Source organism: Kitasatospora sp. NPDC004723 (assembly GCF_040609255.1).
Taxonomy (GTDB): Bacteria; Actinomycetota; Actinomycetes; order Streptomycetales; family Streptomycetaceae; genus Kitasatospora.
The window spans coordinates 54,266-72,058 of record NZ_JBEXJT010000036.1 but is presented as its reverse complement, the minus strand read 5'-3'; the positions used below and the strand labels follow the sequence as shown (position 1 = coordinate 72,058).

At 73.8% G+C, this 17,793-nt stretch carries 16 protein-coding genes; 6 read left to right on the top strand and 10 right to left on the bottom strand.

From position 1 onward, the window contains the following. Nucleotides 1–20: 20 nt before the first annotated feature. Both ABZW10_RS27960 and ABZW10_RS27955 read right to left on the bottom strand, forming a co-directional pair. Complete coding sequence (locus ABZW10_RS27960; RefSeq protein ID WP_355370913.1) at nucleotides 21–353, bottom strand: metalloregulator ArsR/SmtB family transcription factor; 333 nt, start codon at nucleotides 351–353, stop codon at nucleotides 21–23. Nucleotides 354–395: 42 nt separating this feature from the next. Next, a complete protein-coding gene (locus ABZW10_RS27955; RefSeq protein ID WP_344322143.1) occupies nucleotides 396–770 on the bottom strand; it encodes a hypothetical protein in 375 nt (124 codons plus the stop codon). A gap of 263 nt (nucleotides 771–1,033) precedes the next feature. Here ABZW10_RS27955 and ABZW10_RS27950 point away from each other — a divergent pair, with 263 nt between their 5' ends. Next, nucleotides 1,034–3,907, top strand: a complete 2,874-nt coding sequence (locus ABZW10_RS27950) for a DEAD/DEAH box helicase (RefSeq protein ID WP_355370959.1) — start codon at nucleotides 1,034–1,036, stop codon at nucleotides 3,905–3,907. Here the strand turns inward: ABZW10_RS27950 and ABZW10_RS27945 are convergent. From ABZW10_RS27945 to ABZW10_RS27930, 4 genes are all read right to left on the bottom strand, one after another. Beyond that, entirely contained in the window at nucleotides 3,889–4,329 is a 441-nt protein-coding gene (locus ABZW10_RS27945) for a transcriptional regulator (protein ID WP_355370910.1), read from the bottom strand. The genes ABZW10_RS27950 and ABZW10_RS27945 overlap by 19 nt on opposite strands. Beyond that, nucleotides 4,326–5,120, bottom strand: a complete 795-nt coding sequence (locus tag ABZW10_RS27940; protein ID WP_355370907.1) for a hypothetical protein — start codon at nucleotides 5,118–5,120, stop codon at nucleotides 4,326–4,328. Before ABZW10_RS27940 ends, ABZW10_RS27945 begins: the two co-directional genes overlap by 4 nt. Nucleotides 5,121–5,253: 133 nt before the next feature. Continuing rightward, complete coding sequence (locus tag ABZW10_RS27935) at nucleotides 5,254–6,153, bottom strand: 5'-3' exonuclease (RefSeq protein ID WP_355370956.1); 900 nt, start codon at nucleotides 6,151–6,153, stop codon at nucleotides 5,254–5,256. A 58-nt stretch (nucleotides 6,154–6,211) separates the two neighbouring features. Then, complete coding sequence (locus ABZW10_RS27930; protein WP_355370904.1) at nucleotides 6,212–7,285, bottom strand: cation diffusion facilitator family transporter; 1,074 nt, start codon at nucleotides 7,283–7,285, stop codon at nucleotides 6,212–6,214. A 183-nt stretch (nucleotides 7,286–7,468) separates the two neighbouring features. Here ABZW10_RS27930 and chrA point away from each other — a divergent pair, with 183 nt between their 5' ends. Further along, complete coding sequence (gene chrA / locus ABZW10_RS27925) at nucleotides 7,469–8,686, top strand: chromate efflux transporter (RefSeq protein WP_355370901.1); 1,218 nt, start codon at nucleotides 7,469–7,471, stop codon at nucleotides 8,684–8,686. A 48-nt stretch (nucleotides 8,687–8,734) separates the two neighbouring features. Here the strand turns inward: chrA and ABZW10_RS27920 are convergent, their stop codons facing one another. Then, on the bottom strand, nucleotides 8,735–9,472 hold the full coding sequence (locus ABZW10_RS27920; RefSeq protein ID WP_355370898.1) for a gamma-glutamyl-gamma-aminobutyrate hydrolase family protein: 738 nt from the start codon (nucleotides 9,470–9,472) through the stop codon (nucleotides 8,735–8,737). A gap of 246 nt (nucleotides 9,473–9,718) precedes the next feature. On the opposite strand from ABZW10_RS27920, the gene ABZW10_RS27915 reads away from it, so the two are divergent. The 4 genes from ABZW10_RS27915 to ABZW10_RS27900 all read left to right on the top strand — a co-directional run bounded on the left by ABZW10_RS27915 (nucleotide 9,719) and on the right by ABZW10_RS27900 (nucleotide 14,628). Next, on the top strand, nucleotides 9,719–11,083 hold the full coding sequence (locus tag ABZW10_RS27915; RefSeq protein ID WP_355370954.1) for a glutamine synthetase family protein: 1,365 nt from the start codon (nucleotides 9,719–9,721) through the stop codon (nucleotides 11,081–11,083). Next, nucleotides 11,080–12,480: an aldehyde dehydrogenase family protein gene (locus ABZW10_RS27910; protein WP_355370896.1), complete on the top strand. Its 1,401-nt coding sequence runs from the start codon at nucleotides 11,080–11,082 to the stop codon at nucleotides 12,478–12,480. Before ABZW10_RS27915 ends, ABZW10_RS27910 begins: the two co-directional genes overlap by 4 nt. A gap of 117 nt (nucleotides 12,481–12,597) precedes the next feature. Continuing rightward, entirely contained in the window at nucleotides 12,598–13,353 is a 756-nt protein-coding gene (locus ABZW10_RS27905) for a 3-oxoacyl-ACP reductase (protein WP_355370951.1), read from the top strand. 108 nt (nucleotides 13,354–13,461) lie between these two features. Next, nucleotides 13,462–14,628: a DUF2510 domain-containing protein gene (locus ABZW10_RS27900; RefSeq protein WP_355370893.1), complete on the top strand. Its 1,167-nt coding sequence runs from the start codon at nucleotides 13,462–13,464 to the stop codon at nucleotides 14,626–14,628. 137 nt (nucleotides 14,629–14,765) lie between these two features. On the opposite strand, the gene ABZW10_RS27895 is transcribed toward ABZW10_RS27900, so the two are convergent. The 3 genes from ABZW10_RS27895 to ABZW10_RS27885 form a co-directional block, all read right to left on the bottom strand. Next, nucleotides 14,766–15,686, bottom strand: coding sequence for a lytic polysaccharide monooxygenase (locus ABZW10_RS27895; RefSeq protein ID WP_355370890.1), 921 nt, complete (start codon nucleotides 15,684–15,686; stop codon nucleotides 14,766–14,768). A 271-nt stretch (nucleotides 15,687–15,957) separates the two neighbouring features. Then, nucleotides 15,958–16,380: a hypothetical protein gene (locus ABZW10_RS27890; protein ID WP_355370887.1), complete on the bottom strand. Its 423-nt coding sequence runs from the start codon at nucleotides 16,378–16,380 to the stop codon at nucleotides 15,958–15,960. 79 nt (nucleotides 16,381–16,459) lie between these two features. Continuing rightward, on the bottom strand, nucleotides 16,460–17,704 hold the full coding sequence (locus ABZW10_RS27885; protein ID WP_355370884.1) for an amino acid deaminase/aldolase: 1,245 nt from the start codon (nucleotides 17,702–17,704) through the stop codon (nucleotides 16,460–16,462). Nucleotides 17,705–17,793 lie beyond the last annotated feature (89 nt).

Sequence of the window (17,793 nt, the reverse complement as noted above, 5' to 3'; positions counted from 1 at the left end):
CCGCTGCCCGCCCGCCCGGCTCAGTCGGCGGCGGCGCGCAGCTCGGCGAGCAGCACGTGCTGGTCGGCGATGAGCCCGGTGAGGATCCGCCGCGCCGCCCGCAGCAGGTCGGCGACGTCCCCGCCGGCCAGCGCGTACACCACCGCGCTGCCCTCCCGGGTGGCGGTGACGATGCCGGACCGGCGCAGCACCGCGAGCTGCTGCGAGAGGCGGGAGGGCTCGACCTCCAGCGCCGCCAGCAGCTCGCGCACCGGCGTCGGTCCGGCCTGCAGCAGCTCCAGGACCCGGATCCGGACGGGATGGCCGAGCATCCGGAAGAACTCGGCCTTGGCCTGGTAGAGCACGACCGCCACGGCGCTCCCTCCCTGTTCGCCTCACCGGTGCGTCCCCGGCCGTCAGATCTCCAGCGCCGTCTCGATCCGCTTCAGCTGGTGGCGGGCCATCGCGAGGTTGGCGCGGCCGCGGTTGAGCGCGAGGAAGAGGAACAGGCCCCGGCCGCCCTGCGTGGTGAGCGGGCGGAGCAGGTGGTACTGGCTGGTCAGGGAGACCAGGATGTCCTCGATCTCGTTGTCGAGCAGGTTGAGGTGCTCCATCGCCCGCATCTTGGCCCGCACCACGTCGGTATTGCCCGCCGCGGCGACGTTGAGGTCCAGTTCGCCGCCGTCGCCGAGCGTGCCGAGCGCCATGCCGCTGCCGTAGTCGACCAGGGCGACGCCGATCGCGCCCTCGATCGCCATGGCCTCCTTGAGCGAGGTCTCCAGGTTCGCCATCGTCCGCACCTCCCGTGGGCCCGGTGGGTGTCACCGGGATGTGACACCGAATGTAGGCAGGCCGCACGGCGTGTCACCGTGGATGACCGGAGTCGTTCGAAGCTGGCCGTCCGATGACCGCTTGCAGACATTTGCAACTATGGATGTGAGAGAGAAGCGATCTCTTCCCCGGGAAAAACGGTGCTATCGATGTCAGCCCCGCCGGGTAACCTCTCGCTGAGATGCGAGATCACACCACCGACCCCCGCGACCCCCGGACGGCGATGAACACCCCTGAGCGCGAGTCCTCCGACGGCCGGGACCCCTCCGACGAGCGGGAACTCAGCCCCGCCGAGGCCTTCGCCGCCTCCCGCCGCCGGGCCAAGGAGCAGGCCACCGCCCTGTACGGCTTCCAGGAGCTCTACGACTTCCCGCTGGACGACTTCCAGCTGGAGGCCTGTCGCGCCCTGGAGGCCGGCGAAGGCGTCCTGGTCGCCGCGCCCACCGGCTCCGGCAAGACCATCGTCGGCGAGTTCGCCGTCCACCTCGCCCTCCAGGGCGGGCGCAAGTGCTTCTACACCACGCCGATCAAGGCGCTGTCCAACCAGAAGTACGGGGACCTCGTCCGGCGCTACGGCGCCGCCAAGGTCGGCCTGCTCACCGGTGACAACACCGTCAACGGCGACGCCCCGGTCGTGGTGATGACCACCGAGGTGCTCCGCAACATGCTGTACGCGGGCTCCAGCACCCTCGACGGCCTCGGCTACGTGGTCATGGACGAGGTCCACTACCTCGCCGACCGCTTCCGCGGCGCCGTCTGGGAGGAGGTCATCATCCACCTCCCCGAGTCCGTCACCCTGGTCTCGCTCTCCGCGACCGTCTCCAACGCCGAGGAGTTCGGCGACTGGCTGGACACCGTCCGCGGCGGCACCCGGGTCATCGTCTCCGAGCACCGGCCCGTCCCGCTCTGGCAGCACGTGATGGCCGGCAACCGGATGTACGACCTGTTCGCCAGCCCCGACCGGGACGGCCGCCCCAAGGGCAACGTGCGCAACCCCGGCAAGGCCGTCAACCCCGAACTGGTCCGCCTCGCCCGCAGCGAGCTCGACCGCAACCCGCGGGACAAGTTCGGCCGCGGCCGCGGCCGTTCCATGCCGAACGGCCGCCCCGGCCGGGTCTGGACCCCGGGCCGGGTCGACGTCATCGACCGGCTCGACGCCGAGGGCCTGCTGCCCGCGATCACCTTCATCTTCAGCCGGGCCGGCTGCGAGGCCGCCGTCCAGCAGTGCCTCTCCTCCGGCCTGCGCCTCAACAAGGACGTCGACCGCGCCCGGGTGCGCGCCCTCGTCGAGGAGCGCTGCGCCGACATCCCCGACGAGGACCTGCACGTCCTCGGCTACTTCGAGTGGCTGGACGGGCTGGAGCGCGGCATCGCCGCCCACCACGCCGGGATGCTGCCCCGGTTCAAGGAGGTGGTCGAGGAGCTGTTCGTCAAGGGACTGGTCAAGGCCGTCTTCGCGACCGAGACCCTGGCCCTGGGCATCAACATGCCCGCGCGCTCCGTCGTCATGGAGAAGCTCGTCAAGTGGAACGGCGAGACCCACGCCGACATCACCCCCGGCGAGTACACCCAGCTCACCGGCCGGGCCGGGCGGCGCGGCATCGACGTCGAGGGCCACGCCGTGGTGCTCTGGCAGCGCGGCCTCGACCCGGAGGCGCTGGCCGGCCTGGCCGGCACCCGCACCTACCCGCTGAAGTCCTCGTTCCGGCCGTCCTACAACATGGCCGTCAACCTGGTCGCCCAGTTCGGCCGGCACCGCTCGCGCGAACTGCTGGAGACCTCCTTCGCGCAGTTCCAGGCCGACCGCTCGGTGGTCGGCATCGCCCGCCAGGTCCAGCGCAACGAGGAGGGCCTGGAGGGCTACCGCGAGTCCATGACCTGCCACCTCGGCGACTTCGAGGAGTACATGTCGCTGCGCCGGCAGCTCAAGGACCGCGAGAACGAGCTCGCCCGCGAGGGCAGCAGCCAGCGCCGCGCCGCCGCCGTCGAGTCCATCGAGCAGCTCAAGCCCGGCGACGTCATCCACGTGCCCACCGGCAAGTTCGCCGGCCTCGCCCTGGTCCTCGACCCCGGCCTGCCGCCCGTCAGCCGCTCGCCGCGCGGCGGCCCGCGCCACCCCGACTACCAGGACGGGCCGCGCCCGGTGGTGCTGACCGCCGAGCGTCAGGTCAAGCGGCTCGCGATGATCGACTTCCCGCACCCGGTCGCCGCGCTGGACCGGCTGCGCATCCCCAAGTCCTTCAACCCGCGCAGCCCGCAGTCCCGCCGCGACCTCGCCTCCGCCCTGCGCACCAAGGCCGGCCACCTGGAGCCCGAGCGGTTCCGGCGCGGCCGCGCGGCCGCCGCCGACGACCCCGAGATCAGCCGGCTGCGCGCCACCCTGCGTCAGCACCCCTGCCACGGCTGCGACCAGCGCGAGGACCACGCCCGCTGGTCCGAGCGCTACCACCGGCTGCACCGCGACACCGAGCTGCTGGAACGCAAGATGCGCTCCCGCACGCACACCATCGCCCGCACCTTCGACCGGGTCTGCGGCCTGCTCACCGACCTCGGCTACCTCAGCGGCGACACCGTCACCGACGACGGCAAGCGGCTCGGCCGGCTCTACGGCGAACTCGACCTGCTCGCCTCCGAGTGCATCCGCGAAGGCGTCTGGAGCGGCCTCGCCGCCGCCGAACTCGCCGCCTGCGCCTCCGCGTTGGTGTACGAGGCCCGCCAGTCCGACGACGCCACCGCCCCCCGGGTCCCCGAGGGCGAGGCGAAGACCGCCCTCGGCCAGATGGTCCGCATCTGGGGCCACCTCGACGCCCTGGAGGAGCAGCACCGCATCAACACCGCCGAGGGCGTCGGCCAGCGCGAACCCGACCTCGGCTTCGCCTGGGCCGCCTACCGCTGGGCCCTGGGCCACTCGCTGGACTCCGTCCTGCGCGACGCCGACATGCCGGCCGGCGACTTCGTGCGCTGGACGAAGCAGCTGATCGACGTCCTCGGCCAGATCCAGGACGCCGCCGGCGAGGACGTCGAGCTCCGCAGGACCGCCCGCAAGGCCGTCGACGGCCTCCGCCGCGGCATCATCGCCTACTCCTCCGTCAGCTGACCCACCCCGGCAGAGCCCCGGGCTCCGAGTCCCCTCGGAGCCCGGGGCTCTGCCACGGCCGCTTGCGGCTCGTCGCGCTCAGGTCGGTGGGGGCCGGCGGCTTCGAGGCGGTGGACGAGGGCGCGCAGGGCGCGGAGTTCGTGGTCGAGGGCCTGGGCGCCGGTGGGGGTGAGGGTGATCCAGGTGCGGGGGCGGCGGCCGGCGTAGCCCTTGTTGACGGCGATCAGGCCGGAGTCCTCCAGGACCTTGAGGTGGCGGGAGAGGTTGCCGTCGGTGAGGCCCAGTTCCTGTTTGAGGAAGGCGAACTCGACGCTCTCGGCCTCGCGGGCGATCGCCAGGATCCCGAGCCGGACCCGCTGGTGGACGGTGTCGTCCAGGGCCAGGGTCGGGTGCCGCTCCTCGGTGTCGTCCGCAACGTTCATGGGGCGACCGTACGGGATCCGTCGGACGGTCGGCCCTCGGCGGTCCACTGGGCCAGGCCGGGAGCGAGCAGGACCGCGGCGAGCAGCAGGGCCTTCGGCTGGGCGCCGTTGGCCCAGGCGGTGTCGAAGTGGTCGAGCCAGGGCAGCCAGCCGTCGCCCCAGAGCCCCGAGAGGTAGGCGGTGAGCAGCGCGGTGTGGACGAGCCCGGTGACGGCGACCAGCCGGTCGTGCTCGGTGAGGCCGAGGAGGAGCAGGCCGGCGCCGACCACGTACCAGGGGGAGGCGTAGGTGTTGCCGAGGAGGGTGAGGCTGAACGGCGTCCGCCGCACGAACACCAGGACGACCGGGACGGCGGCGATCAGGACGGCGGCGGCGGCCGCGGTGCCGAGCCAGGCGCCGCGGTGCGGGACGATGCCGCGGCTCTCCCCGCGCCGCCGGTACCAGCGGGCGAGCACGAACCAGGCCAGCGGGAGGAGGGCGTACCAGAGGCCCCAGGCGACGAAGCGCAGGATCGCGCCGTCGAACTCGCCCTCCAGGCACGGGCCGTCGAGCGAGTGCGGTACGCAGAGGCCGATGTACTCCGAGTAGGCGAAGTAGGGGTACGAGGTGACGTCGCGTCCGTTGGCGGCGAAGTTGTAGGCCTGTCCGGCGATCGGCACGGCGGCCAGGGCGAGCAGACCGAGGCCGATCAGCGGGATGCCCGAGCCGCGCAGGCGGATCCGGGCCCGGGCCCGCAGGCTCTCCGTCGCGGCGAGCAGTTCCGCCGGGTCGTCCCGGTGCAGTGTGTCCATGTCCACCCCTGGTGATGCCGTGTCAGTGCGTCAACTTTGTAGTGCAAAGTAGATTGCAGTCAAGAGTTCACGGCATGGCAAAGCAAAGGGCCCGCCGCAGGGTGCGGCGGGCCCTTTGGGAGGGGACGGCGGATCAGCCGGTCAGGGCCTCCAGGACGCGGTCCAGCGAGGTGCCGAGGTTCCAGCGGGCGGAGAGGGACTCCAGGGTCATCGGGTCGAGCGGCTCGCCCGGCAGGGCGGGGTCGAAGCCGGGCAGCGGGGCGTCGGTGGCGACCCGGACCACGGTGGGCGCCACGTCCAGGTAGGCCGAGGCCTCCACGAGGTTGCGGCGCCGCGCCGGGGTCAGCCTGGAGCCGATGTCCCGGGCGGCGGTGCGGATGCCGGCGAGGTCGCCGTACTCGTGGATCAGCTGGGCCGCCGTCTTCTCGCCGATGCCCTTGACGCCGGGCAGGCCGTCGCTCGGGTCGCCGCGCAGGGCGGCCATGTCGGCGTACTGGGCGCCGCGCACGCCGTACTTCTCCAGCAGCAGCGCGTCATCGGTGACCTGCAGGTTGCCCATGCCCTTGACCGGGTAGAGCACGGTGATCGCGCGGGCGTCGTCGACCAGCTGGAACAGGTCGCGGTCGCCGGTGACGATCTGCACCGGCCCGGTGGCGCGCGCGGTCAGCGTGCCGATGACGTCGTCCGCCTCGTAGCCGGGGGAGCCGATCCGGGCGATGCCGAGCGCGTCCAGCACCTGCTCGATCACCGGGACCTGCGGGGCGAGCGTGTCCGGCACCTCCTCCTCGCCGTCCGTGGCGGCCTCGGCGACCCGGTGGGTCTTGTAGGAGGGGATGAGGTCCACCCGCCACTGGGGGCGCCAGTCGGCGTCCATGCAGGCGACCAGCTGGTCGGGCCGGTGGTCGTGGACCAGCCGGGCGATGAAGTCCAGCAGGCCCCGGACGGCGTTGACCGGCTCACCCTGCGGCGAGCGCAGGGTGTCCGGTACGCCGAAGTAGGCCCGGAAGTAGAGGCTGGCGGAGTCGAGCAGCATCAGTCGGGGTGCGGTCACGCCTCCGATCATGCCGTACCGGGCGGACACCGCGGCTCTCCTAGTGCTCGTGCGGCCCGGCGCGGTGCACCGGGCCGTGGGCGTCGGCGCAGTGCTCGGGGGTGAGGTCGCCGGGCGTGCTGATCTGCAGCAGCGCGCCGGCCTCGTCCTCGCCGACATGGTCGACCTGGAGGGTGCTGTGGGTGATGCCGTACTCGTCGGCGAGCCGGCGCTGGAGTCCGCGCCGCACCGCGTGGCAGTCGCCGCCCGGGGTGACCAGGATGTGCGCGGAGAGCGCCGGCTGGCCGGAGGTGATCTCCCAGATGTGCAGGTCGTGGATCTCCTCGACGAGCGGCTGGGCGACCAGCCGGTCGGCCACCGCGTCCGGGTCGACGCCGGCGGGCGCGGCCTCCAGGAAGATCCGCCCGGAGTCGCGGACCAGGCCGATGCCCGCCTTCAGCATCAGCGCGACCACGATGAGCGAGGCGATCGAGTCGGCCCGGGCGAAGCCGGTGGTCACCATGATCACACCGGCCACGGCGGTGGCGATGAACGCGTACAGGTCGGTGAGGACGTGCTGGAAGGCGCCCTCGACGTTCAGCGAGCTGCGGTTGGCCTTGGACATGCACCAGGTGGCGGCCAGGTTCACCACGATCCCGACCAGCGCGGTGACCAGCACCAGCGAGCCGGTCACCTGCGGCGGCTCGAACAGCCGCTTGACCGCCTCGTAGCCGAGCCAGGCGGACAGCACCAGCAGGGTGACGCCGTTGACCTGGGCGGAGAGGATCTCGGCGCGCTTGAGGCCGTAGGTGTAGCCACCGCGCGCCGGACGGGCGGCCAGTCGCATGGCGACGAGCGCGAGGACGATCGAGATGGCATCGGTGAGCATGTGCGCGGCGTCCGAGATCAGCGCCAGCGACTGGGCCGCGAAGCCGACCACCACCTCGCCGACCATGAACACCACGATCAGCGCGAGCGCGCTCACCAGCCAGCGGCGGTCGGCGTCGGCGGAGACGCCGTGCGAGTGGCCGCCGTGACCGCCGTGACCGCCGTGACCGCCGGGGCCGCCGGGGCCGCCGTGGTCATGCGCCTGGTCATGCCCATGATCATGACGGGAGTGCTCGTGGCCGGCCATCGAAGTCCTCTCCTGGAACTCATGAACGCGTGGGGGTAAGGGGCGGCGTGCGCGACCGCCCCGCACTCGAAGTGAACCGCAGATCGGACGAAGATCCAAAGGCTGCACTGGAGACCGTTGTCATTGCCGGGGGGTAACCCCCGTCCGGTATCGTCGCGCCGCCGCTGAACAGGGGAGACGCGCATGGAGACGACCGGACGGGTGAGTCTGGGAACGATCGCCCGCGAATGGGGCCGGATCGGCATCACCGGCTTCGGCGGACCGCCCGCCCACATCCTGCTGCTGCGCCGGCTCTGCGTGGAGCGGCGCGCGTGGCTCTCCCCGGAGGAGTTCGAGGACGGCATCGCGGCGACCAACCTGCTGCCCGGACCGGCCTCCACCCAGCTCGCGATCCTCACCGCCCGGCGGCTGCGCGGCACCCCGGGCGCACTGGTCGGCGGGGCCTGCTTCATCGCGCCCGGGCTCGCGCTGATCCTCGCCCTCGCGGTGCTCTTCCTGGCCGGCGACCCGCCGCGGTGGGTGCTCGGCGCCGCCGCCGGCGCGGGCGCGGCCGTCCCGGCGGTCGCGGTGCAGGCGGCCACCTCGCTGGTCCCCGTGAGCTTCACCCGGGCCGGCCGGGGCCGCGGCGCCCGCGCCCGCTGGGCCGGGTACGCGCTGGCCGGGGCGCTGGCGGCGGTGCTGACCGGGCCCTGGCTGGTCCTGGTGCTGATCGCCTCCGGCCTGGCCGAGATCGCGGTCCGGGACCGCGGACGGCGGCTCGCGCGGACGCGGGGGCACGGGCCGACGCAGGGCGGCGGAACCGGACGCGAACGCCCCCGCCGGACGCGGGCCGGCCTGCTGCCGCTCGCCGCCGGGCTGCCCGCGCTCGGCGGGCTCGGCGCGGTGGCCTGGGTGGCGTTCAAGGTGGGCGCGCTCTCCTACGGCGGAGGGTTCGTGATCATCCCGCTGATGCAGAACGACGCCGTCGACCGCTACCACTGGATGACCGACGGACAGTTCCTCAACGCCGTCGCCCTCGGTCAGGTCACCCCCGGTCCGGTGGTGCAGACCGTCGCCGTCGTCGGCTACGCGGCCGCCGGGATCGCCGGCGGGCTGCTCGCGGCGGCGGTCGCCTTCGCGCCGTCCTTCCTCCTCGTGATCCTCGGCGGCCGGTACTTCGACCGGCTGCGCGCCGATGCGCGGGTGCAGGACTTCCTCACCGGCGCCGGACCGGCCGTGATCGGCGCCATCGCCGGCTCGGCGCTGCCGCTCGCCGCCGCGCTCGGCCCCGGCTGGCAGTGGGCGGTGCTGGCCGGCGCGCTGCTCTGGCTGGTCGCCGCCCGGCGCGGAGTGGTGCTCGCCCTGCTGGCCGCCGGCGCGGCCGGGGTGATCGCCGCGGCCGCCGGACTGCCCCTGTCCTGATCCGCCCTGCCCCGATCCGCCCTGCCCCGGTCCGCTCCGCCCCCGGGGCTACCCCACCTCCACCGGCTCCAGCTGCACCGACCGGGCCGCCGTCGCCGCCCGCACCAGCGCCTGCATCACCCGCAGGTCGTCCCCCTGCTCCGGATGCCACTGCACCCCGATCGTGAACCCCGGCCCCTCCACCGCCTCCACCGTCCCGTCCGGTGCGTGCGCGCTCACCCGCAGCCCCGTCCCCAGCCGGTCCACCGCCTGGTGGTGGAAGGTCGGCACGGTCAGCTCCGGCTCCGGCAGCAGCCCGCCCAGCAGCGTGCCCGGCACCGGCCGCACCGAGTGCGTGCCGTAGCGGCCCGGCGAACCGGTGTGCACGTCCACCTCGACGACGTCCGGCAGGTGCTGGATCAGCGTGCCCCCGCACACCACGTTGAGCACCTGCATGCCCCGGCAGATCCCCAGCAGCGGCATCCCGGCCGCCAGCGCCGCCCGCAGCAGCGCGCTCTCCCAGACGTCCCGCTCCACCGTGTCGATGTCGCTCAGCGGGTGCGGGGGCTGCCCGTAGTAGGCCGGGTCGATGTCCGGCCCGCCCGCGATGACCAGCGCGTCGAGCCGGGCGAGGACCTCCGGCGCGCGCTCCGGGGCGTCCGGCGGCAGCAGCACCGCGATCCCGCCCGAGTCCTGCACGTACGCGGTGTACCGCTCGGGCACCAGGGCCACCCGGCGGTCCCGCCAGTCGCTCCAACTCGCGTCCACCAGATAGGTGCTGACGCCGACAAAAGGCCTGCGTTCCATGGCGCGCATTCTCCTCCCGCACCGTCTGATCCCTCGTCAACCTCGCACATCGGCGCGCCACACCCGCCCGCCCTCTTCCGCGCCCTCCGCGACAGGCCGTACGGTTCGCTGTGACCGCTTGGTCTCGCTGCGTGATCGAGGAGGAGGGCGTCCGCCATGTCCGACCGCACCACCGTGTCCGGCACCACCGCGCCCGGTACCACCGCGCCCGACGGCGCCGCGGCCGCACCCGGCGCCGTCCCCGGCATCCCGCCCCGCCGCGCCCCGCTGACCCTGAACGAGCTGCGCACCCTGGTCGACGCCGGAGAGGTCCACACCGTCGCCCTCGGCTTCACCGACATGCAGGGGCGCCTGCAGGGCAAACGCTTCGCCGCCCGCTTCTTCCTGGACGAGGTGGCCGAGCACGGCTCCGACGCCTGCGAGTACCTGCTCGCCGTCGACGTCGAACTCAACACCGTGGACGGCTACGCGCTCTCCTCCTGGGAGACCGGCTACGGCGACTTCGCCATGCGCCCCGACCTGTCCACCCTGCGCCTGACCCCCTGGCAGCCGGGCACCGCCCAGGTCACCGCCGACCTGGCCGGCCGCGGCGGCCACCCGGTCGCCGCCGCGCCCCGCCAGCTGCTGCGGCGCCAGATCGCCCGGCTCGCCGAGCACGGCCTGGCCGCGGACATCGGCACCGAGCTGGAGTTCCTGGTCTTCCGCGACACCTACGAACAGGCCTGGCAGGGCGGTTACCGCGGCCTCACCCCGGCCAACCTCTACAACACCGACTACTCGCTGCTCGGCACCGCCCGGGTCGAACCGCTGCTCTCCCGGATCCGCACCGAGATGGCCGGCGCCGGACTGGTCGTGGAGTCCGCCAAGGGCGAGTGCAACCTCGGCCAGCACGAGATCGCCTTCCGCTACGCCGACGCGCTCACCACCTGCGACCAGCACAGCGTCTACAAGACCGGGGCCAAGGAGATCGCCGCCCAACTCGGCTGCGCGCTCACCTTCATGGCCAAGTACGACCAGCGCGAGGGCAACAGCTGCCACATCCACCTGTCGCTGCGCGACGCCGTCGGCGCCCCGGCGTTCGCCGCCGACGACGGCCGGATGACCGACACCATGCGCCACTTCCTGGCCGGACAGCTGGCCGCGCTGCGCGAGTTCACCCTGCTCTACGCGCCGAACATCAACTCCTACAAGCGCTACCGCCCGGGCTCCTTCGCCCCGACGGCCGTCGCCTGGGGCCGCGACAACCGGACCTGCGCCTACCGGGTGGTGGGGCACGGCTCCGGGCTGCGGATGGAGAACCGGGTGCCCGGCGGCGACGTCAACCCGTACCTGGCGGTGGCCGGCATGATCGCCGCCGGACTGCACGGGATCCAGCGCAAGCTGGAGCTGCCCGCCCCCTGCCTCGGCAACGCCTACGCCGTCGACGGCTACGCCCGGGTGCCCGGCTCGCTGCGCGAGGCGGCCGACCTGTGGGGCGCGAGCGAACTCGCCCGCGCCGCCTTCGGGGACGACGTGGTCGAGCACTACCTGCACATGGCCCGGGTCGAACAGACCGCCTACGACGGCGCGATCACCGACTGGGAGCGCTACCGATCCTTCGAGCGGATGTGAGCACCATCGACACCACCACCGCCCCCGCCGCGGCCGGGCCCGCCGCCCGCGCCGTCCGCAACCCCGCCACCGGCGAGGTCCTCGGCACCGTCCCCGACACCACCCCCGGGCAACTGGACGCCGCCGTACGGCGCGCCGTCGAGGCGCAGCGCGGCTGGGCCGCCCTCGCCCCCGGCGAACGGGCCCGGCTGCTGCGCCGTTTCGCCGACCAGGTGGAGGTGCACGTCCCCGAACTGGCCGCCCTGGAGGTCACCGAGGCCGGCCACACCATCGGCAACGCCACCTGGGAGGCGGGCAACGTCCGCGACCTGCTGGAGTACGCGGCCGGGGGAGTGGAGCGGCTGACCGGGCGCCAGATCCCGGTGGCCGGCGGGCTGGACGTCACCTTCCACGAGCCGGTCGGCGTGGTCGGGGTGATCGCCCCGTGGAACTTCCCGATGCCGATCGCCGCCTGGGGCTTCGCGCCCGCGCTGGCCGCCGGGAACGCCGTCCTGCTCAAGCCCGCCGAGGCGACCCCGCTCACCGCGCTGCGGCTGGCCGAACTCGCGCTCGCCGCCGGGCTGCCGGAAGGCCTGTTCCAGGTGGTGCCGGGCGCCGGGCCGGTGACCGGCCGGGCGCTGGTCGACCACCCGGCGGTGCGCAAGATCGTCTTCACCGGGTCGACCGAGGTCGGCAAGGAGGTCGCCGCCCGCTGCGCGGCCCGGGCCAAGCGGGTCACCCTGGAACTCGGCGGCAAGAGTCCCAGCATCGTCTTCGCCGACGCCGACCTCGCCGGGGCCGCCGACCCGATGTCCTTCCTCGACAACTCCGGCCAGGACTGCTGCGCCCGCAGCCGGATCCTGGTCCAGCGCGAGGCCTACGACGACTTCCTGGCCCTGCTGCTGCCCGCCGTCGAGCGGATCCGCACCGGCGACCCGGCCGACCCGCGGACCGCCCTCGGCCCGCTGATCTCGGCCGCCCAGGTCCGCCGGGTGGCGTCGTACGTGACGCCCGACCTGCCGGTGCTGGCCCGCGGCGCGGTGCCGGACGGGCCCGGCTACTGGTACCCGCCGACGGTGCTGGCGCCCACCGGGGAGGACGTGCCGGCGGTCACCGAGGAGATCTTCGGCCCGGTCGCGGTCGTCCTGCCGTTCACCGACGAGGCGGACGCGCTGCGGCTCGCCAACGCCACCCGGTACGGGCTGTCCGGCTCGATCTGGACCCGCGACCTCGGCCGGGCGCTGCGGCTGGCCAGGGGCGTGGCGGCGGGCAACCTCTCGGTCAACTCGCACGCCTCGGTGCGGTACTGGACGCCGTTCGGCGGCTTCGGCGAGTCCGGGGTCGGCCGCGAGCTGGGGCCGGAGGCGCTGGCGCACTTCACCGAGACCAAGAACGTCTACATCCGGACCGAGGAGTAGGAGCACCCGGTGACCCAGCAGTCCCACCACCCCCGCGCGTCCGAGCAGTCGGAGCGGTCGGAGCGGTCCCCACGGCCGGAGCGGTCCGCGCAGCCCGCGGCGCCGGTCTGCCGCCGGCTGGTCGGCCGGACGGCCGTGATCACCGGCGCGGGCAGCGGGATCGGCCTGGCCTCGGCCCGCCGGCTCGCCGCCGAGGGCGCGACGGTGGTCTGCGCCGACGTCGACGAGACCACCGGCAAGGCGGCGGCCGAGGAGGTCGGCGGCCTCTTCGTGCACACCGACGTCACCGACCCGGCGATGGTCGAGGCGCTCTTCGACGAGGCCTACGAGACCTTCGGCAGCGTGGACGTCGCCTTCAACAACGCCGGCATCTCGCCGCCCGAGGACGACTCCATCCTCACCACCGAACTGGACGCCTGGCGCCGGGTGCAGGAGGTCAACCTGACCTCGGTCTACCTCTGCTGCCGGGCGGCGCTGCCGTACATGCGCCGCCACGGGCAGGGCTCGATCATCAACACCGCGAGCTTCGTGGCCCGGATGGGCGCCGCCACCTCGCAGATCTCCTACACCGCCTCCAAGGGCGGCGTGCTGGCGATGTCCCGCGAACTGGGCGTGCAGTTCGCCCGGGAGGGCATCCGGGTCAACGCGCTGTCGCCGGGGCCGGTGGACACCCCGCTGCTGCGCGAGCTGTTCGCCAAGGACCCGGAGCGCGCGGCCCGCCGGCTGGTGCACATCCCGCTGGGCCGCTTCGCCCGCCCGGAGGAGATCGCCGCCGCGGTGGCCTTCCTCGCCAGCGACGACTCCTCCTTCATCACCGCGAGCGAGTTCCTGGTGGACGGCGGGATCGCCGGCGCCTATGTGACCCCGCTGTAGGGCTTCCGGGGGCCGCGGCGCACCTTCTCACCGTAATCTCATCGAAAAGCCCGGAATTCGGGGTCCAGCTGATTTCGCGCTTATCCGGCTGCCTTTAGATTCATTCCCGTGAGTGAGCAGATCCCCGCCGGGTGGTACCCGGACCCGAAGGACATCACCAGCGACCCGAGACCGCAGCGCTGGTGGGACGGCAAGGGGTGGACGGCCAGCACCCGGCCCGCACCCTCGGACGCACCGCCGCCGGAGGCGCCGGCGGCCGGTGCTCCGGGGCCGGACGAGGCCGCCGGGCCCCAGGTGCTGGAGGGGGAGGTGCTGGAGAGCGGGCCGTCGGTCCGCTACCCGGAGCCGCCGCCCTTCGGCACCGCCTACGGCTCGCCGGTGCCGCCCGCGCCCCGCCAGCGGCGCAAGCCGTCCAAGCTGGTGATCGCGGCGGCGGTGGCGGCCGTGCTGGGCCTGGGCGTCGGCTCGGGCGTCACCTACCTGGCGATGGACGACCACGGCGACCGGCACCGCTCCGCGCGCCCGGCAGGACCGCCCGGACAGGAGGGCGACGGCCGGTGGCGCGGCCTGCCGGACTTCGGCGGCCCCGGCGACAACGGCCCCGGTGCCAACGGCAACCAGGGCAATGGCGATCAGGGCAACGGCAACGGCGGCAACCAGGGCAACGGCGGCAAGGGCAACGGCAACGGCGGCAACGGCAATGGCGGCAAGGGCAACGGCCCCGCCACCGGCAGCGACAAGGCCGTCGACCTCGTGAACCGGCTGGTCCTGCCCGTCCCCTCCGGCTGGGAGGGCGGCACCACCCCCGACGGCTACGCGGGGCTCAGCATCGGCCGCTACGACTGCGAGGGCGGCGGCACCTGTTCGCTCGGCGGCGCCAACACCGGCCGGATCGACGGCGGCGGCACCGATGTGCAGGCGGCGGCCAAGGCCGACATCGACAAGGCCGCCAAGGACTCCTACAACGAGATCCTCTCGCACGAGGAGCTCAAGTCCGAGGCGGTCAAGGTGGACGGCCGGGACGGCTACCTGGTCCGCTGGAAGGTGGACGCCGCCAAGGGCAACGACGGCTACGTGCAGACGGTGGTCTTCCCGTCCGCCGACGGCAAGTCGCTGGTCTCGGTGCACCTGGGCTTCGACATCGCCGCCAAGGCGCCGGACGTCGCGGTGATGGACACCATCGTCAAGGGCATCGGCGACTACAGCGGCAAGGTGCCGGCCCTCCCGGGTCTCCCCGGCGGTGCCGGCAACGGCAGCGGCACCGGGAACACCTGAGGCCGCGGTCTCGGCTCACGCACGGCGGCGGCCCGCCCGGAGGAATCCGGGCGGGCCGCCGCCGTTCTCAGTGCCGGTGGATCGGCCGGGGCGGGGCCGAACGGGGGATGGAGCGGCCCTGCCCCGGCTTCCGGCGGTCAGCCGTCGTGTCGCACAGCCTCGACCCGACGGCGCCGGAGCACCATGCCAGCCCAGCCGACGCCGATCGCGGCGGCACCGGTGAGCAGCAGCGGGCCGGTGGCGGAGCCGCCACCCACCGCCGCGCTGTCGGCCGCGACGACCTTGCCGGCGGGCTCCTCGGCGTTGCCGCCGTGCCCGTGGTGGGCGACGGTGGACTTGGACTGGCCGGCGGCGATCTGCGCCTCGCTGGGCGCGGCCGGGGCCTGGGCGGTGAGCGCCGACGCGGCGGCGGCGGTGCCGCCCTTGCCGAAGTCGACGTCGGAGCAGCTGTAGAACGCCTCCGGGCTGTCGGTGCGCTGCCAGACCATGTAGAGCAGCTGACGGCCGGTGCGCTGCGGCAGGGTGCCGGTGTAGTTGTAGTAGCCGTTGTCCGAGGTGCGGGAGGTGGCCACCTGGGCGACCGGGACGGCGTCGAGGTCGGACCACTTCAGCGGCTGGGTCGGGTCCCAGCTCTGCTTGGTGATGTAGATGGTCTGGTTGCCCTGGTGGGCGGCGGTGACCCGGAAGTTGAAGTTGACCTTGCCGGCGGAGACCGGGCTGGCCGGCCAGTCGGCGCGCGGCAGGTCCAGCGCCTTGTACTTGTCGCGGCCGGCGGAGCAGAGCTTGCCGTCCGGGATCTGCGCCTGGTGGGCGCCGTTGACGCTGGGGAGGTTGACCTCGTTCCAGTCGTACAGCGGCTGGGTGCCGCCGAGCGCGACGACGTCCTTGCAGATCTGCGACTTGGGCGTCTCCGGACCCTCCGCGTAGCAGGCCGCGACCCGGCTGACCGGGTTGGTGACGGTGCCGTGGGCGGAGGCCGTGCCGATGCCGACGGCCGAGACGGAGAGGAACGCGGCGCCGACGACGCCGACGGACATGGCGGTTCGCTTGATGGACATGGGGTGGGGACTCCTTGACCGTGAACCGGGCCGAGGCTGTGGGGGGAACTGCCGGGCACGTCTGCCCGAGGGGCCCGCCGACCCGGCGCGGCGCCCCTGGGGCGAGCGTATGATTGGACTAGACCAGCTGGCAATAGTGCGTCGTGGGCCACTTTTTGACGGAATGTGGCCCTTCGAGCAGCACAAAGGCCCGACGGGGCGCCTGCGTTAGGCATCCCTTCGGGCCTGCTTAAGGTGCGGCCAAGGTTCCCGTACGGCCGGCGGTGGGCGGTCAGATGTCGAGGCGGCCGATGTTCTGATGCTCGACCGTGCCCGCCTGGATGAGGATGCCGCCGCTCATCGTGCCGCCGCTGAACGTGTTCTGCACCGACCGCCCCGTCGGCTCGGGCTGCTTCGGGGCGAACTCGTCGAGGGCGGCGCGCAGTTCGACTGCTGCCCCGGGGTCCTGGCGCAGCAGCCGGCGGATCCGGTTGCGCAGCTCGGCCGTCTGGTCGCCGACCAGTTCCTCGTCGCCGTCCGCCCGGACCACCTCGACCCGGATCTCCTCCAGCTCGGCGGACACCTCCTCGGTGTCCCGGCCGCGCCCCAGCAGTCCCGCGAGCCGGGAACGTACCTGCGTCCAGGCCTCGGTGGCCATCAGTCCGACCACCGTCGTGGCGCCCGTGGTCACCAGCTGTGCGATCTCGGCCTCCACGGCCTCCCCCTTCGTCCGTTCCGTTCCGCCCTCCCACGGTAGTGGAACCGCGACCCCGCGTGGAGCGTGGGCGCGCCGCTCAGAGGAAGGTGTGCCCCTCGCCCCGGTAGGTCGGCACGGTGCGCACCACCGCGTCCCCCTCCACCAGGTGCAACTCGGCGAACCGCTCGCAGAGTTCCCCCGCCTTGGCGTGCCGGAACCAGACCCGGTCGCCGATCAGCAGGTCGTCGGCGGCGGCGCCGAGCAGCGGCGTCTGCACCTCGCCGGCCCCCTCCATCGGGTCGTAGCGCAGACCCGGCGGCAGGTAGGGCACGGGGGAGCGGTCCGGGCCGGCCGCGCCGGACGCCGGGTAGCCGCCGCCGAGCACGGTCACCACGCCCACCCCGGGGCGGCGCACCACCGGCTGGCCGAACAGCGCCGCCGGCCGGCCGCGGAACGCCCGGTAGTGGTCGAACAGCTGCGGCTGGTAGAGCCCGGACCCGGCCGCCACCTCGGTCACCGCGCGCTCGGCCACCGTCGACTCGACGCTGCCGGTGCCGCCGCCGTTGACGAACTCCAGCTCGGCCACCCGGCGCAGCAGCCGCACCGTGGCCGCCCGGCGCTCGGCCAGCTCGGCCCGCGCCCGCGCCTGCATCACCCGCACCAGCGCGGAGCGCACCGGGCGCCCGGGCACCGCGTCGCCCACCCCGGCGACGTGTCCCTCGTAGGCCATCAGCCCGACCACCCGGAAGCCCCGGCGCCGCTGCACCAGCTCGGCGAAGGCGGCCACGTCCTCGGGGGTGCGCAGCGGGGAGCGGCGGGCGCCGACCCGCACCCGGCCGCCGAGCAGGTGCAGCGAGGTGTCCAGCTCCAGGCAGACCCGCACCTCGGCGGGCCCGGTCCGGGCGGCGTCGACGAGGTCCAGCTGGGCGGGGTCGTCCAGCACCACGGTGACGGCGGCGGCGAGCTCCGGGTCGGCGGTCAGCGCGGCGAAGCCGGCCCGGTCGCTGGAGGGGTAGGCGAGCAGGACGTCGCGCAGCCCGGAGCGGGCCAGCCAGAGCGACTCGGCGAGGGTGAAGCTCATCACCCCGGCGAAGCCCTCGACGGTCAGCACCCGCTCCAGCAGGGCGCGGCAGCGCACCGACTTGCTGGCCACCCGGATCGGCTTGCCGGCGGCCCGGCGCACCAGGTAGGCCGCGTTGGCGTCGAAGGCCGCCAGGTCGAGGACGGCCACCGGGCCGTCCAGGTGGGCGGTGGCCCGGTCGTACCGGGCGCGGTCGGCGGCCGGCGAGGGGGCGTGGGCGGGGCGGGCGGCGCCTGCGGCGGAGGCTTCGAGCGTGGCCATGCGCGCAGACTGCCACAGCGGCTCTACCCGCGGGTAGGGGGCGGACGGGGGACCTTCGGTCCGTGTGGGGGCGCGGGGCCGGTGGCATA

Excerpts from the sequence above, each read along its gene's own strand:
- ABZW10_RS27955 (WP_344322143.1), bottom strand. The coding sequence starts at position 770 with ATGGCGAACCTGGAGACCTCGCTCAAGGAGGCCATGGCGATCGAGGGC.
- ABZW10_RS27950 (WP_355370959.1), top strand. The coding sequence starts at position 1,034 with ATGAACACCCCTGAGCGCGAGTCCTCCGACGGCCGGGACCCCTCCGAC.
- ABZW10_RS27945 (WP_355370910.1), bottom strand. The coding sequence starts at position 4,329 with ATGAACGTTGCGGACGACACCGAGGAGCGGCACCCGACCCTGGCCCTG.
- ABZW10_RS27940 (WP_355370907.1), bottom strand. The coding sequence starts at position 5,120 with ATGGACACACTGCACCGGGACGACCCGGCGGAACTGCTCGCCGCGACG.
- ABZW10_RS27935 (WP_355370956.1), bottom strand. The coding sequence starts at position 6,153 with ATGCTGCTCGACTCCGCCAGCCTCTACTTCCGGGCCTACTTCGGCGTA.
- ABZW10_RS27930 (WP_355370904.1), bottom strand. The coding sequence starts at position 7,285 with ATGGCCGGCCACGAGCACTCCCGTCATGATCATGGGCATGACCAGGCG.
- chrA (WP_355370901.1), top strand. The coding sequence starts at position 7,469 with ATGGAGACGACCGGACGGGTGAGTCTGGGAACGATCGCCCGCGAATGG.
- ABZW10_RS27920 (WP_355370898.1), bottom strand. The coding sequence starts at position 9,472 with ATGGAACGCAGGCCTTTTGTCGGCGTCAGCACCTATCTGGTGGACGCG.
- ABZW10_RS27895 (WP_355370890.1), bottom strand. The coding sequence starts at position 15,686 with ATGTCCATCAAGCGAACCGCCATGTCCGTCGGCGTCGTCGGCGCCGCG.
- ABZW10_RS27885 (WP_355370884.1), bottom strand. The coding sequence starts at position 17,704 with ATGGCCACGCTCGAAGCCTCCGCCGCAGGCGCCGCCCGCCCCGCCCAC.